Origin of the sequence: Mesorhizobium sp. NZP2234 (genome assembly GCF_013170765.1) — a bacterium.
Classification (GTDB): Bacteria; Pseudomonadota; Alphaproteobacteria; order Rhizobiales; family Rhizobiaceae; genus Mesorhizobium; species Mesorhizobium loti_D.
The window spans coordinates 6060065-6076000 of sequence record NZ_CP033364.1 but is presented as its reverse complement, the minus strand read 5'-3'; the positions used below and the strand labels follow the sequence as shown (position 1 = coordinate 6076000).

Sequence of the window (15936 nt, the reverse complement as noted above, 5' to 3'; positions counted from 1 at the left end):
TATTGGATGACACTGCCATACGGCGACGTGGGCTTGGCAATGACGCAGCAAGATGCCCTGACGGGAAACATCGCGTCATCGACGGCTGGTGTCGTCGTTCGGTCCTCGATCAGGAGCGACAACAACCGGAGGGCAACTCGGGCTGCCCTTCCGGCGGCGCCGCTCCTGATCTTCCTGCTTCTGTTCCTGGTGATTCCCATAGGGTCTGTCGTTCATACGGCGATATCGGACGGAGAAATCGCCAAGGCACTGCCACTGACGACGCAGGCACTTCAGGCCTGGGATGGCGACGAGCTTCCAGCCACTGCCATCTTCATGAAGCTCGGGCAGGAACTGGAGGCCGCGGGACATGTCGGATCCGTGCGCCCGCTAGCCCGTCGGCTGGGATACGAACTGACCGGTGGGGCGAGTGCCATCCTCAACGCTCAGCGGGCGCTTTCCGAGGATTTCGATCGCGCCGATCCGAAGGCCTGGAAAGCCCACTTGATCAAGGCAGACGGGGCGTGGGGACAAGGTGGCGTGTGGAGCATCATCAAGCAACATGACAGTCGCTACAGCGCTTTCTATTTGCGTTGGGCGACCGGCTTTCCCGTTAAGATCGAAGCCGATGGCAGCCTGTCTCGGGAATCGAGCTACGATTTCAGGTCGATCTATCTCAGGACGATCCTGATCAGCCTTGTCGTCACGGGCCTCACAATCGTGATCGGATACCCGGTCGCATACGTCATCGCCAATTCGAGCGGGCGAACCGCTGCGGTCCTCCTGTTCTTCATCCTCCTTCCGTTCTGGACCTCGCTCCTCGTGCGGACAATGTCGTGGATAGTCTTCCTCCAGACCAATGGCGTTCTCAACAATGCGCTGGCCGGAACGGGACTGACATCCGAGCCGCTACCCCTTCTTTACACGCGCATGGCGACGATCATCGCGATGATCCAGATCCAGTTGCCGTTTACGGTCCTGCCCATGATCAGCGTGATGCGCGCGATTCCAGCGAACCATGTAAAGGCCGCCCGCAGCCTCGGTGCAGGTCCTCTTCTGGCACATGCGACGATTTTTCTGCCGCAGGCGGTTCCGGGCATCGCCGCCGGCGGACTTCTCACCTTCGTGCTGTGCCTTGGCTTCTATTTGACGCCAGCATTGGTGGGTGGACCGTCCGATCAGATGGTGAGCTTCTTCATTGCGAGGTTTACCAATGAAGATCTGAATTGGGGGCTCGCTTCGGCACTTAGCGTCATACTCATTTTTGGAGCGGGAATTGTGGCACTCCCCCTGGCGCGCCATGTCGCACGTCACTCATCGGATCGGATCTGACCATGGGCCGCCGCGTCTACACCGAGTTTCCCGCCTACATTCGCATACCGCTTTACGGATTTGTTGGGATCGCTCTTCTCCTGCTGGTCCTGCCGCTGGCAGTCGCTCTCCCGATTTCGTTCAATGCCGATCCCTGGTTCACCTACCCATTCCGTGCAGTGTCTCTCCGCTGGTTCGAACAGCTCTTTTCCTCGCCCCTGTGGATCGGGGCGATGATCAACAGTCTGGTGATTGCGATTTCGACCACCGTCGTTGCCACGACGCTGGGCACACTCGCGGCAATCGGCCTCGTCAATCCAAGGTTTCCTTTCCGGACGGCAGTAATGGCGCTTGCCATCTCGCCCATGATCGTTCCCGTCGTCGTGTTGGGTCTCGGCCTGTTCATTTTCTTTTCGCCGCTCGGCCTCAACTATTCCTACGCTGGCGTCGTCATTGCCCACACCATTCTGGCCTCGCCCTTCGTTGTCATCACTGTCACGGCGGCACTGACGCGCTTCGACTTCAACCTGATGCGGGCTGCGGCAGGTCTTGGCGCCGGCCGCGCAACGGCATTTCGAACGGTGATGCTTCCAATCATCGCGCCAGGCGTGGCCGCAGGGGCGGTTTTCGCCTTTGCCTCGTCATTCGACGAAGTGGTGATGGTCCTGTTCATTGCCGGACCTCAGCAGCGCACGCTTCCAAAGCAGATGTTCACGGGACTGCGTGAGCAACTCGATCCCACGATCCTCGCTGCGGCCGCGGTGATGATCATACTGACGAGTTGCCTGATGGCCGTAGCCTACAACGCCAACAAGAATAGGTAAGGTGATGCTGCACATCATGTCGCAAGAGACCGGGACGAGCGGGGCGGCGGAAGCCGGATTGTTCGCCGACGATTATCTCGAGGAGCCCTATTGGTGGTCGGCGGCGCCGCTGCCCTCCGTCAGCGAGAACATGGAACCGGCGTTGCTTGACGGTAGGGCGGACGTCGTCGTCGTTGGCAGCGGCATCACGGGTCTGGTCGCCGCGCTGCATCTGGCGCGCGAGGGTTGTGACGTTGCCGTTCTCGATGCGCAGAGGATCGGCGAAGGCGCCGCACGCCGCAATGCCGGTTTCGTTGGCCGCACGCTCAAGCGGTCCGTTGAATGGCTGACGGCAAAGTCCGGGCGCGACCACGCGGTGCGGGTCTATCGCGAGCTTGATGCCGCTCTCCGTGGGGTCCAGGCCTTCGTCGACCGCGAACGGATCGAATGCCACTACCAAACCTGCGGCCGCTTCATTGCCGCCAATTCGAACGCCCATTTTCGAGCGTTGGTTACAGAACTCGAACAGACCCGACAGGCCGTCGGCTTTGACTATTCCGTGGTCGAGAAGCATGAAGTTCGATCGGAGATCGCCTCTGACGGCTACCATGGCGGCGCGGTCATTCCAGACCTCGGTTCGATTCATCCAGGGCTTTATCACGCAGGCCTTGTCCGCAAGGCGCTCGAAGCCGGCGTCAGGCTGTACCCCCTCACGAATGTCGTGGGCGTCGATCATGACGCGCGTGGGAAGACCGTTCGAACGTCGAGAGGCGGCATTGCCGCCCGTCATGTCATTATCGCGACCAATGGCTATACGAGCCGCGACCTGAAATGGCTTGCAAGGCGGGTCATTCCGTTCCGCGGCTTTCTGATTGCAACCGAGCTGTTGCCGCCGGAAACGATCGACAGGGTCATACCGCACCGCCGTACCTATCTCGATACCAAGATGAATATCGATTTCCTGCGCCCGGCACCCGATTCGAGCCGCCTTCTCTTTGGTGGCATGACCGGTACGGCGAGCCCGACGGCGACGCCTCTCGCCGGAGCGCTACGCGATCGCCTGGTGAGGATTCTGCCTGATCTCAAGGGTGTCCGGCTCAGTCGTGCCTGGACCGGGCACTGCGCTGGAACTTTCGATTTCATGCCCCATATCGGAACGAAGGACGGCGTGCATTTCGCTCTCGGCTACAACTTCGCCGGCATTCCGCTCGGAACACATTTCGGGGAGAAACTTGCAGCCAGAATTCTTGAACGAGGAGACCCGTCGTCCGTCTTCGATGTCGAAAAATTCCCCACGGCCCCGTTCTATGGCGGCTCCCCGTGGTTCGTGCCCTTGGCTATGCGCTATTTCGACTGGCATGATGATCGAATCGCAAAGGGCTAGAGCGCGGACATCATGGACAAGAGCACATCGAGCAAGACGGCGACAGAAAAGCCGTTGGAACGCTATGTCCGTATTCTCGAGATCGTAGCCGGCTTTCCGGACGGCATTTCGGGAACGACCGTCGGCGAGATGCTCGATTTGCCGAAAGCCTCGGCCTACAGGCTGATGAAGAGTCTGGCCGATGTTGAGTTGATCGAGCAAAGCGGCCCAAAGACGGCCACCTTCAAGCTCGGGCGACGGCTGGAAAGGCTGCTCTTTTCTGGCGTCAGCGACGAATGGCTCAAGGTCGTCGCGCGGCCCACCCTCCAGGAACTATCCGAACAGACGGGGCAAGCCTGCTTCATCGCGCGACTTTCCGGCAATACCGTCCGCAGCGTGGACATGGTCTCGCCTGGCAATCTGGTCAGGGCCTACATCGTTCCAGGGCTTGAAATCCCGGCCCATGCCGGCGCCTCCGCCAAAGCGATCCTCGCCTTTCAGGACCCCGACTTTATCGCTTCCGTGCTTGACAGGCCGTTGAAGCGGTTCACCGCAGCCACAAAAATCGACTTCGCCCAGCTTCTGGGCGAGTTGGAGACCGTGCGCAAAACCGGCGTGGCATATTGCATCGGGGAGGATGTGGATGGATTTGCCGGGATCGCCGCCCCGATCAGGATCGAGGGCCAGCGTACGCTGCACAGCCTCTGCGTGACGGGCACGATCCATGGGATCCTGGAGGCCAATCGAGACCGTAACGTCTCGCTCATCAAGCGACTCGCGGAGAAACTTTCCAAGATACTCGAAAAGCAATTCCAGCTGACCGTGAAATCCAGCACTTGACTGGAAAGTAATCTCTCTATTTCGAAGCGCTGGGAATGCTCTATGGCGCTCTATTTGGCATTTATATTAAAGATCGACGCTCGTTGATTTGGGATCTTCGGGTTTCGTCCTGGTATTTTTCTAGGTAGGACTCTCCTAGATTAGCCTTTTCAGCGAGAAATCAACCTCTCGGTCGATTTTATATTGACACGAAACACGCCCTCAGCCTACTTTCTCGTAAATTGATTTATGGTATCGATTATCGAGAAAGGCAATTCAATGACCGTGATCGACTGGCGGCTGGCCGCCTCCAATCTCACCCTGCGCGGGCAATCCTTCATAGACGGCAGGTTCGTCGACGCTGTGTCCGGTGGCGTGTTCGGCGCGATCAACCCCGCTAACGGGACAACGCTGACCCAGGTCGCGTCTTGCGACGCGGCGGATGTTGACTTGGCGGTACGTTCCGCGCGGAGGGCTTTCGACTCTGGTTCCTGGTCGCGGCGCTCGCCGAGCGAGCGCAAGAAAGTGCTGCAGCGGTTCGCCGAGCTGATGCATCAACACGGTGATGAACTGGCCTTGCTTGAGACGCTGAACATGGGCAAGCCGATCTCCGATGCACGGTCCATCGACGTCCCGGGATCGGCCAATACGATCGCCTGGTACGCCGAGGCTATCGACAAGATTTACGACGAGATCGCTCCGACCGGCGGCGGCGCACTGGGCATGATCACGCGCGAGCCCGTAGGCGTTGTGGCAGCGGTCGTTCCATGGAATTTTCCATTGCTGATGGCATGCTGGAAACTCGGACCGGCACTTGCAGCGGGCAATTCAGTCATCCTCAAGCCAGCCGAGCAGTCGCCGCTTTCCGCCATTCGGCTCGCGGAGCTCGCGGCGGAAGCCGGCATTCCGGATGGCGTGTTCAACGTGGTTACCGGCCTTGGCGAGACCGCGGGCAAGGCACTTGGCTTGCACATGGACGTCGACGCGGTGACGTTCACCGGCTCGACTGAAGTCGGCAAGCTCTTCATGAGCTATTCTGCCCAGTCGAACATGAAGCGCGTTGCGCTCGAATGCGGCGGCAAGACCCCGCATATCGTCATGGCCGATTGTGGCAACCTCGATGAAGCCGCGACGGCGGCGGCCTATGGCATCTTTTTCAACCAGGGTGAGGTCTGCAACGCCGGCTCGCGCCTGCTGGTCGACGCCAAGATCAAGGATGTGTTCCTGGAGAAGGTTATCGCCGTCGGGAAAACGCTTACCATTGGCGATCCCCTTGACGCCGCCACGAAGCTTGGCGCCATGGTCAGCCAGGTCCAGATGGACCGTGTGCTCGACTACATCGACATCGGTGCCAGGGAAGGCGCAGAGCTCAAGTCCGGCGGCAAGCGTGTCCTCGGCGAGACCGGCGGCTACTACATCGAACCGACCGTCTTCGACAATGTCAGCAACAAGATGAGGATTGCGCAGGAGGAGATCTTCGGTCCCGTCCTTGCCACGATCTCCTTTTCCGGGGCTGAAGAAGCAGTCGCGCTTGCCAACGACACCATCTACGGCCTCGCCGCCGCGGTGTGGACCGATAACATCGACGTCGCGCTCTCCACCGCCCGACGGCTAAGAGCGGGTTCGGTCTGGGTCAACAATTTCGACGAGAGCAACATCACGATGCCCTTCGGCGGCTACAAGCAGTCGGGCTTCGGACGGGACAAATCGCTGCATGCGATCGACAAATACACCGAGCTCAAGGCAACCTGGATCAAGATCCGCGCCTAGAGCCGGATCATCCCCCTGACCAAGCACGTCTCCTCGCCCTATGATGCGAGGTACAGAAAGAGCCACGCATGCGGGATCCACGCTTCGATATCCTGTTCGAGCCGGTACAGATCGGACCTGTTGTCGCCCGCAACCGGTTCTACCAGACACCTCACTGCAACGGCATGGGCAATTTGCGACCGCAAGCCCATGCCGCGATGCGCGGTATCAAGGCCGAAGGCGGATGGGCGGTGGTCAACACCGAGCATTGCTCGGTTCATCCCTCTGGCGACCTCATGCCGGAGGTTCTGCAGATGCTGTGGGATGACGGCGACATTCCTCCGCTCGCATTGATGGTCGAAGCGGTCCACGAGCACGGCTCGCTCGCCGGCGTCCAACTTGCCTACCCCGCCTACTACAATGCCAATCGCATGACCCGCGAAGTGCCGCTCGGCCCGATGGACCGGCCCGTCAGCGGACACCATCCGGTCCAGGTTCGCGCCATGGACAAATCCGACATCAAGGCGCTGCTGGGTTGGTGGAAGGCCGCGGCGCAGCGTGCGCGCAAGGCCGGCTTCGACATCCTCAATGTCGACGGCAATTTTTCCACCATCGCCTTCCAATTCATCTCGCCCCGCAATCAACGAACCGACGAATATGGCGGCTCGCTGAAGAACCGGGTCCGCCTGCTGAAGGAGTTGATCGAGGCGACGCGAGAGGGTGGCGGCGATGCCTGCGCTGTCAGCGTACGCCTGATCATTGATGAGCTGTTTGGCCCCGAGGGCCTTCGTGTCGCGGAGGAGGGGATCGAGGCGATCAGCCTGCTCGCCGAACTGCCGGACCTGTGGGATCTCGTGGTAGGAACCTGGGCGGACGATTCACCAACCTCGCGCTTCGCATCGGAGAACGACCACGAGCCGTTCATGACCGGGATCAAGGGCGTCACCACCAGGCCGGTCGTGGGTGTAGGGCGCTTCACCTCGCCCGACACCATGGCGAGCCTGATCCGCCGCGGCGTGCTTGACATGATTGGCGCCGCGCGCCCGTCGATCGCGGATCCCTTCCTGCCGAAGAAGATCGAGGAGGGTCGCTACGAGGACATCCGCGAGTGCATCGGCTGCAATATCTGCGTGTCGAGCCACTTTGCCATGACGAACCTGCGCTGCACGCAGAATCCGACGATGGGCGAGGAATGGCGGCGAGGCTGGCACCCCGAACGAATTTCCGCCAGATCAAGCGATGCGACCGTGCTCGTGGTCGGCGGTGGACCGGCGGGCCTCGAATGCGCCCGGGCCCTCGGGCAGCGCGGCTACCAGGTAACCCTGGCTGAGCGGCAGAACCGTCTCGGTGGCCGTGTGACCCTCGAGGGCGAGCTGCCGGGCCTGCGTGAGTGGCTGAGGGTTCGGGACTGGCGCATCACGCAGATCGACAAGCTCAGGAATGTCGGGGTCTATCTCGAAAGCGATCTCGGATTGGCCGACATTCTCGAATTCGACGCAGATGAGGTCGTGCTGGCGACTGGGTCTCAATGGCGCGCCGATGGAGTAGGGCGCGCGGCGTTCAAACCGCTTGCCCTGTCGGCCGGAGTGCCTGTCTTCACGCCGGACGACATTATGGGCGGCAACATCCCTTCAGGGCGGATTATCGTCTATGACGACGACCACTATTACATGGGCGCCGTGATCGCCGAAAAGCTGGCGCTAGCGGGCAAAACAGTCACGTTGGTCACGCCGGCGGCCGACGTCTCCTCCTTCACCGTCAATACCCTTGAAAACATCCGCACGGCCAAGCGGCTCCATGAGCGCGGCGTCGGGATGGTTACGCATATGGCGCTGGCCGGCACCCGAGACAGCCTGGCACTCTTCGTCGATGCGCGAACCGGGGCAACGGCGCACAAGGAGGTCGACGCCCTTGTCCTCGTCACGGCTCGGCTGCCGCGCAACGAACTGTTTGAAGCACTGACCGCGCGTCTTGATCAGGGCAATGCAGGCCGCCTGCGCCGCGTCTCACGCATCGGGGATTGCGAAGCGCCGGCTGCCATTTATGCCGCCGTATACTCAGGCCACCGTTTTGCCCAAGAATTCGAGAGCGGCAACCCGACGTTGCGTCGCGAGCGGATCAACCTTGCCACCTAGAACCAAGCGATGAGCATTCTCATGTCAGCACCAGCGACACCAAATTCCGAAAAGCTCTATGCCCGCGCCCGCGAGGTCATGCCTGGCGGAAACACCCGTACGACTGTCTATCGAAAACCACATCAGATTTATGCCTGGCGCGGCGATGGGTGCCGGATCACCGATGTCGATTGCCATGTCCGGATCGACGCCTTGGGAAACTTCACCTCTCTGATCCATGGCTATGGCAACCGCCGGATTCTCGAGGCGGCTACACGGCAGCTCGAAGCCGGAACTTGTTTCGGCATGCCCACCGAGAGCGAGATCCGACTGTCGGAAATACTGTGCGATCGTTTGCCGTCCGTCGAGCAGCTTCGCTACACCAATTCCGGCACGGAAGCGGTGATGAACGCGATCAAGGCCGCGCGCGCCTATACCGGCCGACCGAAGATGGCAAAATGCGAGGGCGCCTACCACGGGACCTACGATCCGGCCGAGACAAGCCAGGACGCCAGCCCCGCTACCTGGGGCGATATCGACAGGCCGGGATCCGTGCCGACCGCCAAAGGGACACCCCAGGGCGTGCTCGACGATGTCGTCGTCATTCCCTTCAATAATACCCCGGTCGCCGAGGCCATTCTGCGCGCCAGCGGCAACAGCCTTGCCGCCGTGCTCGTTGATGTCATGCCCAACCGCGCCGGTCTCGTCCCGGCAAAGCCCGAATATCTGGCCATGCTGCGCCGCGTCACGCGCGAACTCGGAGCCTTGCTGATCCTTGACGAGGTCATCACGTTTCGCCTTGGTTACAATGGCGCACAGGGCCGTTTCGACATCGACCCGGACCTCACAACGCTCGGCAAGATTATCGGCGGCGGCTTTGCAATCGGGGCCATCGGCGGTCGCGCGGAAGTGATGTCGGTGTTCGATCCGAGCAAGGGCCAGCCCGCGGTGCCGCATGGCGGCACGTTCAGTGCCAATCCCATGTCGATGTCGGCCGGGATAGCCGCTCTTGAAGATTTGACGCCTCCTCTATTCGAGAAGCTCGAGGCGCTCGGCGATCGCTTCGACCAAGGGATTCATGCTTGTTTCAGCCGACATGGAATCAAGGGACAGGTGACCGGACTGGGTTCGCTGCGCCGTGTCCACCTGACGGACGCACCGTTGAGCGACTACCGCTCCACATTCGCGGCGGCCGATGGCGGCGCGCGGGTTGCGGCCCTCGCCAAGGCATTGTTCGACCAAGGCGTGATCATTGCGAGCAACGGGCTGATGGCGTTCTCCACCGTCATGGAAGACGCGGATATCGATGAAATAGTGCGGGCCTTCGACCGAGCATTGCCGGCATTCGCATGACGATCAGCGGCAAGGAAAACCTCCGGACAGCCAAGGAGCGGCGTATGAAAAGGCAAAAGGTCACCGTGACCAACAACTGGGGATCGGCTATCGGCTATTCCCGGGCGGTCCGCGCCGGAAACACCATTGTCGTATCGGGCACCTCTGCCTCTGGACCCAACGGCGTACTTCACCCCGGTGACGCGGAGGGGCAAGCCATCGTGGTCCTGGAGCGCATCGGCGCGGCGCTACGCCAACTCGACGCCTCGATCGAGGATGTCGTCGAGACGCGTATCTTCCTGCGCGACATGAAGGATTGGGAAGCTGTCGGCAGGGCCCATGGCGCCGTCTTTGGCGACGTTCGACCGGCCACGACGATGGTTCAGGCGGGGGCGCTCATCGACGACAGCCTGCTCGTCGAGATCGCCGCCACGGCTATCCTTGCAAGCTGAAAGAAATCACATGTCCAAGGACACCATCATTACCTGCGCCGTGACCGGCAGCCTCACGCGGTTGGAAGACAATGAAAATTTGCCGGTCACGCCGGAACAGATCGCGGCCTCCGCACTCGAGGCGGCCGATGCGGGCGCGGCCATCCTGCATCTTCATGTCCGCTATCCCGACGGCCGGCCATCGATGGTACTCGATCATTATCGCGAACTTGTTCGCCTGATCCGCGCCAAGAACACGGAGGTGATCCTCAATATCACCACCGGCCCCGGCGGCCGGTTCCAACCCGGTGAAGAGGATCCCAAAATTGCCGGCCCACGGACGAATTTCGTGACGGCCGAACGCCGCGTCGAGCATATCCGCGATTTACGGCCCGATATCTGCACACTCGATCTCAACACGATGACGTTCGGCAGCGAGGTCGTGATCAACACGCCACCCAACGTCAAGAAGATGGCGGAGATCATCTATGATTGTGGAGTCCGGCCCGAATTCGAGCTTTTCGACAGCGGGGACATCAATCTCCTCAACGACTTTCTCGCCAGCGGCGTGTTTCGCGGTCCACCACTCGTAAGCCTTGTGCTCGGTGTGAAGTACGGTTTCGCGACGACGCCGGAGACGATGATGTTCGCCCGCAACATGCTGCCTCGGGACGCCATCTGGACAGGTTTCGGCATTGGCCGGGCTGCTTATCCGATGTTGATGCAGTCCTACCTGCTCGGCGGCCATGTACGGATCGGCATGGAGGACACTATCCGGATGTCGCGGACCGAACTCGTGAAGAGCAATGCCGAACTCGTCGAGAAGGCGAAATGGCTCCTGGAAAAGCTCGGCGCGACTATCGCCAGTCCAGGCCGGGCAAGATCTGAGCTTTTATTGAAAACTTAGAGGGCATCGCCATGGCCGTCGACAAGAATGCATTCGTCTGGGAAGATCCCTTCCTGATCGAAGACCAACTGTCGGAAGTCGAGCGCATGGTGCGCGACGGGGTCGCCGTCTTTGCCGCGGACAAGCTCGCGCCATGGAAGGCCTTTGACCATTGGAACACTGAACATCCGCACATTCATATGCTGGTACGAGGGGGCGCCGACAATGGTGAGAACCTCGTCATCTCGCGCGACTACATCCGTCAGGGCATGCACAACCGGGCGAGCGACATCGCACGGTAGGTCGATGCCGAGCGCTGGACGCAGCTCGACCGTCAACTCGTCGCGCGCGCCCGTCGAAGTCGGGGAGGGCGGCTTCGCTCGCAACCTCATCGACACGCTACGCGATGGAGAGGTGAATGCGCTCGGCGCTCGACTCGCTGCCGAGACCGGACTGCCGTTGCGAGAGCTTCTGAAGCTGACCAGGTAGCTGGCATCTATCGACAGTGCTTTTCGCTCGCCTCCGGCCGCTTCGCGAGCATGTTTCCGGTGTTGCCCGCGAAGGAGGCGGAGTAGATTGGGCCATCGGAAGAAGCGAGCACTTGGGTTGTGAATCCAGACGACTGTCTGGCGAATTTCATGCTTGCAGCGGAATTTCCAGATCCGTAGTCAAACGACAGCCTTGCGTAGCATCTCGGCCGTTCAAATCAGCTTGTGCGTCATCTGAAAGCGGACTTTCGCATCGGTGGCGGAATGTCCGGGACTCGGCCCATTTCGGCGGCGAACGGGCGTTCGGTTGGCTGCGGGTAGGCTACGAGCACAGAGCGTACAACATCCGCGGTTCATGCTGCCGGAATATAGAACTGCTCGGCGGGTGATCGCGCCGGATTGTGGGCGCGTCTCGCGATGCCCGTGCACAGCTTCCAGCCGGCCCTATCCCGATCTGCCGTTTTTTCAGTTCGCTGGCATGCGTCGACGTCCATCCGCCATGCGCCCCACGATCATCTCCGCAATCGGGATCGCCGACGTGGCGGCGGGTGAGGGGGCGTTGCAGACATGCAGCATGCGTTCCGTTTGTGCGAATAGGAAATCGTGGATGAGGGCGCCGTCTTTGCGCACGGCTTGCGCGCGGATGCCTGCTTCGTGCGGGAGCAGGTCGGTGAGGTCGAGGCTCGGGCAGTATTTCCGGCACTCCTCCAGATAGCCTGGCTTCCAGAGCGAGTTACGGAGTTCCGCCAACGCCGATCCGCGGTTGGCGAACACGGTCTTCCAGAAGCCGGGAAACAGCGCGTAGTCGGCCATGTCCAAAACATTGAACGAAAGCCGTGGATAGCCCTCGCGGGCAAAGCCGATCACGGCATTCGGCCCGACCGTGACGCTGCCGTCGATCATCCGCGTCAGGTGCACGCCGAGGAAGGGCAAGGCGGGATCCGGGACGGGATAGATCAGATGGCGGACGATGTCGTTCTTCGATGCGGGCAGGCGATAGTATTCGCCGCGGAAGGGAACGATGCGATGCTCGATCGAGAGCCCAGCGAGCACGGCCAGTCGGTCCGATTGGAGACCGCCGCAGACCACCAGTTGCTTCGCCTGCCAGTTTTCGCCGACCGACGAGATGTCGACGGAATCCCTGGCTTCGCGAATGCCGGTGACGCGCGTCGACAGGCGGATCTCGCCGCCGAGCGCCTTGATGCGCCTGCCCATGGCCTGGCAGACGTCGGCATAGCTGACGATGCCGGTCGAGGGCACGAAAAGCGCGCCGAGGCCGCTGATGTTCGGTTCCCGCTCCTTCAATTCACCCTCGCTGAAGCTATGGACTTCGATCGTGTTCTGCTTCGAGCGTTCGTGGAGCGCCTCCATGCGCTGCACTTCGAGGGCGGAGGTGGCGACGAGGAGTTTGCCGCAGACATCGAAGCGGATGCCGTTTTCCTGGCAGAAGGCCTTGGTGGCATCCGCGCCCTTGCGGCAGAGTTCGGCCTTCAGGCTGCCCGGGGGATAGTAGATGCCGGCATGGATGACGCCACTGTTGTGGCCGGTCTGGTGCTTGCCGAGAGCCACCTCCTTCTCCAGGAGGATCAGGCTGCTGCCGGGATAGGTCTCAAGCAGCCGCATGGCCGTCGCCAGGCCGACGATCCCGCCGCCGATGACGCAATAGTCGAAAATCATATGCCTTGCCCCTGTCTGCCTGCTTATGGGTGTGCAGTCTGACGGTCGCCGTAGCCGAAATAGGCCTCTTCCAGCGCATGCCCGTCGGCAAGCTCGCTTGCCGAACCCTCGAGCGCGACATGGCCGTTGCGCAGCACGTAGATGCGGGAAGCGAGGTCGAGGATGCGGGCAGTGGACTGTTCGACGACGAGCAGGCTCAGCCCGCTGGCGTTAAGCTGGCGGAGGCTTTCGTAGACTTGGTCGATCACCAGCGGCGCAAGGCCAAGCGACGGTTCATCGATCATCATCAGCGACGGGCGCTGCAGGATGGCGCGGGCAATGGCAAGCTGCTGCTGCTCGCCGCCGGAAAGGTGGCCGGCAACGCCGCGGTAGCGGTTCCTGAGGATCGGAAAGGTTTCCAGAACCCGCTCCAGGTCGGCGGCCGCTTCGGCCTTGCCCTTGCGAACCATGCCGCCGAGCAACAGGTTTTCCCGCACTGTCAGTGTCCGGAAGATGCTGCGGCCTTCCGGCACCAGTGCCAAACCTTTCCGGCACAGCTTTTCCGGCGCCTGGCCGGCGATCGACTCGCCATTGAGAACAAGCGTGCCCCCCGTCGGCGCCATGAGCCCGGAAATTGACTTCAGAAGCGTGGACTTGCCGGCGCCGTTGGGGCCGACGACGAAAATAATCTCGCCCTTTCTGACCTCAAGATCGACCGATTTCAGGGCAGCAAGCCGGCCATAACCGGCGGTGAGGCCGCGTATTTCAAGCATGTGGTTCCCCTTTGACGGTCTATGGGCGCCGATCGAACTCGGAAGGGCCCCGCCGCATTTTTGCCGTTGACAAAAAAAATCTAACCCGCATTCTGTCTTCTGTCCACAGAGGACTATGTACAAATAATTGAAGCGGTGCACCGCTCACCGCCAAGGGGAACGACGATGAAATCTGTTGCTGTGGCCGCCTCGGCCGCAATCGCCCTTCTGTTGCCTATTGCTGGCGTGCGCGCTGAAGAGCCGATCAAGGTCGGCTTCGCCATCGCAGAATCCGGCTGGCTTTCGAACTACGACAGCGCGCCCTACAAGGCGGCGGTCATGAAGATCGAGGAGATCAACAAGGCTGGCGGCCTGCTGGGACGCCAGATCAAGTATTCCGTCATGGACACCAAGACGGACCAGGCCCGCGCTGCAACCGTCGGCGCGCAGCTCGTCGATAGCGGCGTCGACATGCTGGTCGTCTCCTGTGACTACGATTTTGGCGCCCCGTCTGCGCTCGCCGCCAAGCAGGCGGGCAAGATCGCCTTCAGCTTGTGCGCCGCCGATCCGAAGATGGGCGTGCAGGGCGTCGGCCCGCTCACCTTCACCGCCAACAGCGCGGCGCAGTCGGAAGGCATCGCGATTGCCGAATATGCCCAAAAGAAGATGAGCCTGAAGTCGGTCTACGTGCTCGAAGACCTGACGATCGAATACAACAAGTCGGCCTGCGCCGGATTCCGCGCGGCTTGGGCCGCGGGTGGCGGCGAGGAAACGATCCTCGGCAACGACACCTTCAAGAACGACGACCCGTCGATCGCCTCGCAGATCACCCGCCTCAAGGGGCTTGCAAAACAGCCGGACGCGGTCTTCGTCTGCTCGTTCACGCCGGGTGGCGCTTCTGCAGTGCGCCAGCTGCGCGCCGCCGGCATCGACCAGCCAATCCTCGCCAACACGGCGATGGTCGACAATTATTGGCTCAACGCCGTACCGGGCCTGAAGGATTTCTACCTGCCCGCCTTCATGTCGCTTTACGGCGATGATCCGCGGCCGGAGATGAACAAGTTCCTTGAAAGCCACAAGGCGCGTTACGGCGAGGCGCCGGTCTCCTCCTACTCGGTGCTGGGCTACAGCCTCATCGAGCAGTGGGCGTATGCGGTCGAGCAGGCGAAGACGACTGAATCCGAAGCGGTGGTCGGCGTCATGAACTCCTTCAAGGACCAGCCGTTCACGGCCGGCCCGACCTCGTTTACCGATCAGCTGCATATCCAGGTCGACCGCCCCTGGTTGATCATGAAGGTCGAGAACGGCTCCTTCCATGCCGTCGAGGTCTACCGGAACTCGTTCAAGCCGGACATGAAGCTCCTGTTCCGCGTCGGTCAGTAACCGGCAGCGATCCGCCGGCCGCATGGTGGTGCGGCTGGCGGAACCAAATCTCCTGGCAAATTCATAGTCGAGCTTACTGATAGGTCTCGCCCGGTATGTCACGTCCATCGAAAAGATCGGGATCGAAAGAGCGGCTGGAAGCCCGCGGTGTTGCCGTCGCCTTTGGCGGCATCCGGGCGCTCAGCGGGGTCGACCTCGAACTCAGGCGCGGCGAAGTCCTCGGCCTCATCGGCCCGAACGGCGCCGGCAAGACGACCATGGTCAATGTGCTGAGCGGCTTCCAGCGGCCGACGAGCGGCAGCATCCGCCTTGACGGCATCGACGTCTCGCGGCTGACCGCCCGCAAGATCGCCCGGGCCGGCATCGGCCGTAGCTTTCAGGCGGCGCGGCTGTTCCGGACGATGACGGTGGAGCAGAACCTCTCCGTCGCGGCGATCGGCAGTGGGCTGTCTCGTCGGGAGGCACGGGAGCGGGCGCTCGACATCCTCGACTGGATGGGCCTCGCTGGGAAGGCCGACCACCGTTGCGACAGCCTTTCCTATGGCGACGAGCGGCGCGTCGGCATTGCCCGAGCACTTGCCTTGCAGCCGTCCTTCGCGCTGCTCGACGAGCCGGCTTCAGGGATGAATGACGCGGAGTGCGACGCGCTGATGGAGGTCATCGCCGAGCTGCCGGCCCGATTCGGCTGCGGCGTGCTGCTGATCGAACACAACATGAAGGTGATCATGGGGGTGTGCCAGCGCATCCATGTGCTCGATGGCGGGCAGAGCCTCGCCGAGGGTTCGCCGCAGGATATCCAGATGAATCCCGCCGTGCGCCGCGCCTATCTGGGCGAAAAAGCGGCCGACAGTACCCTTGCGATCTAGGACC

14 protein-coding genes and 1 pseudogene are annotated in these 15936 nt (G+C 61.5%); 13 read left to right on the top strand and 2 right to left on the bottom strand.

Annotation, left to right across the window (positions count from 1 at the left end; translation table 11 throughout):
- Positions 1-6 precede the first annotated feature (6 nt).
- The 11 genes and pseudogenes from EB230_RS29440 (at position 7) to EB230_RS29390 (ending at position 11276) form a co-directional block, all read left to right on the top strand.
- Positions 7-1311 carry an ABC transporter permease gene (locus tag EB230_RS29440; RefSeq protein ID WP_056566187.1) on the top strand — a complete coding sequence of 435 codons (1305 nt, stop codon included), beginning with the start codon at positions 7-9 and terminating at the stop codon, positions 1309-1311.
- Positions 1312-1313: 2 nt separating this feature from the next.
- On the top strand, positions 1314-2114 hold the full coding sequence (locus EB230_RS29435; protein ID WP_056566190.1) for an ABC transporter permease: 801 nt from the start codon (positions 1314-1316) through the stop codon (positions 2112-2114).
- A gap of 4 nt (positions 2115-2118) precedes the next feature.
- A complete protein-coding gene (locus EB230_RS29430; protein WP_056566193.1) occupies positions 2119-3477 on the top strand; it encodes an FAD-binding oxidoreductase in 1359 nt (452 codons plus the stop codon).
- Positions 3478-3489: 12 nt separating this feature from the next.
- The gene (locus EB230_RS29425; protein ID WP_172374461.1) at positions 3490-4296 is read left to right on the top strand and encodes an IclR family transcriptional regulator; all 807 of its coding nucleotides are present in this window, start codon (positions 3490-3492) and stop codon (positions 4294-4296) included.
- Between the two features lie 258 nt (positions 4297-4554).
- Positions 4555-6045 carry an aldehyde dehydrogenase gene (locus tag EB230_RS29420; protein WP_056566374.1) on the top strand — a complete coding sequence of 497 codons (1491 nt, stop codon included), beginning with the start codon at positions 4555-4557 and terminating at the stop codon, positions 6043-6045.
- Between the two features lie 68 nt (positions 6046-6113).
- A complete protein-coding gene (locus tag EB230_RS29415; protein ID WP_172374460.1) occupies positions 6114-8159 on the top strand; it encodes an FAD-dependent oxidoreductase in 2046 nt (681 codons plus the stop codon).
- A 21-nt stretch (positions 8160-8180) separates the two neighbouring features.
- Positions 8181-9491, top strand: coding sequence for an aminotransferase class III-fold pyridoxal phosphate-dependent enzyme (locus EB230_RS29410; protein WP_172374459.1), 1311 nt, complete (start codon positions 8181-8183; stop codon positions 9489-9491).
- Positions 9492-9535: 44 nt separating this feature from the next.
- Positions 9536-9922, top strand: coding sequence for a RidA family protein (locus EB230_RS29405; RefSeq protein WP_056566377.1), 387 nt, complete (start codon positions 9536-9538; stop codon positions 9920-9922).
- Positions 9923-9932: 10 nt separating this feature from the next.
- A complete protein-coding gene (locus EB230_RS29400; RefSeq protein WP_056566205.1) occupies positions 9933-10808 on the top strand; it encodes a 3-keto-5-aminohexanoate cleavage protein in 876 nt (291 codons plus the stop codon).
- Between the two features lie 11 nt (positions 10809-10819).
- Positions 10820-10942: pseudogene (locus tag EB230_RS33060) on the top strand (acyl-CoA dehydrogenase); the annotation flags it as partial.
- 151 nt (positions 10943-11093) lie between these two features.
- Positions 11094-11276, top strand: coding sequence for a hypothetical protein (locus EB230_RS29390; RefSeq protein WP_056566212.1), 183 nt, complete (start codon positions 11094-11096; stop codon positions 11274-11276).
- 464 nt (positions 11277-11740) lie between these two features.
- On the opposite strand, the gene lhgO is transcribed toward EB230_RS29390, so the two are convergent.
- Both lhgO and EB230_RS29380 read right to left on the bottom strand, forming a co-directional pair.
- Complete coding sequence (lhgO, locus tag EB230_RS29385) at positions 11741-12949, bottom strand: L-2-hydroxyglutarate oxidase (RefSeq protein ID WP_244493941.1); 1209 nt, start codon at positions 12947-12949, stop codon at positions 11741-11743.
- Between the two features lie 26 nt (positions 12950-12975).
- Complete coding sequence (locus tag EB230_RS29380) at positions 12976-13704, bottom strand: ABC transporter ATP-binding protein (protein ID WP_056566218.1); 729 nt, start codon at positions 13702-13704, stop codon at positions 12976-12978.
- 165 nt (positions 13705-13869) lie between these two features.
- On the opposite strand from EB230_RS29380, the gene EB230_RS29375 reads away from it, so the two are divergent.
- Positions 13870-15066, top strand: a complete 1197-nt coding sequence (locus EB230_RS29375; protein ID WP_172374458.1) for an ABC transporter substrate-binding protein — start codon at positions 13870-13872, stop codon at positions 15064-15066.
- Positions 15067-15161: 95 nt separating this feature from the next.
- Positions 15162-15932, top strand: coding sequence for an ABC transporter ATP-binding protein (locus EB230_RS29370; protein WP_056566222.1), 771 nt, complete (start codon positions 15162-15164; stop codon positions 15930-15932).
- Positions 15933-15936 lie beyond the last annotated feature (4 nt).

Coding starts and splice junctions, on each gene's coding strand:
- EB230_RS29440 (WP_056566187.1), top strand. CDS start 7: ATGACACTGCCATACGGCGACGTGGGCTTGGCAATGACGCAGCAAGAT.
- EB230_RS29435 (WP_056566190.1), top strand. CDS start 1,314: ATGGGCCGCCGCGTCTACACCGAGTTTCCCGCCTACATTCGCATACCG.
- EB230_RS29430 (WP_056566193.1), top strand. CDS start 2,119: ATGCTGCACATCATGTCGCAAGAGACCGGGACGAGCGGGGCGGCGGAA.
- EB230_RS29425 (WP_172374461.1), top strand. CDS start 3,490: ATGGACAAGAGCACATCGAGCAAGACGGCGACAGAAAAGCCGTTGGAA.
- EB230_RS29420 (WP_056566374.1), top strand. CDS start 4,555: ATGACCGTGATCGACTGGCGGCTGGCCGCCTCCAATCTCACCCTGCGC.
- EB230_RS29415 (WP_172374460.1), top strand. CDS start 6,114: ATGCGGGATCCACGCTTCGATATCCTGTTCGAGCCGGTACAGATCGGA.
- EB230_RS29410 (WP_172374459.1), top strand. CDS start 8,181: ATGTCAGCACCAGCGACACCAAATTCCGAAAAGCTCTATGCCCGCGCC.
- EB230_RS29405 (WP_056566377.1), top strand. CDS start 9,536: ATGAAAAGGCAAAAGGTCACCGTGACCAACAACTGGGGATCGGCTATC.
- EB230_RS29400 (WP_056566205.1), top strand. CDS start 9,933: ATGTCCAAGGACACCATCATTACCTGCGCCGTGACCGGCAGCCTCACG.
- EB230_RS29390 (WP_056566212.1), top strand. CDS start 11,094: ATGCCGAGCGCTGGACGCAGCTCGACCGTCAACTCGTCGCGCGCGCCC.
- EB230_RS29380 (WP_056566218.1), bottom strand. CDS start 13,704: ATGCTTGAAATACGCGGCCTCACCGCCGGTTATGGCCGGCTTGCTGCC.
- EB230_RS29375 (WP_172374458.1), top strand. CDS start 13,870: ATGAAATCTGTTGCTGTGGCCGCCTCGGCCGCAATCGCCCTTCTGTTG.
- EB230_RS29370 (WP_056566222.1), top strand. CDS start 15,162: ATGTCACGTCCATCGAAAAGATCGGGATCGAAAGAGCGGCTGGAAGCC.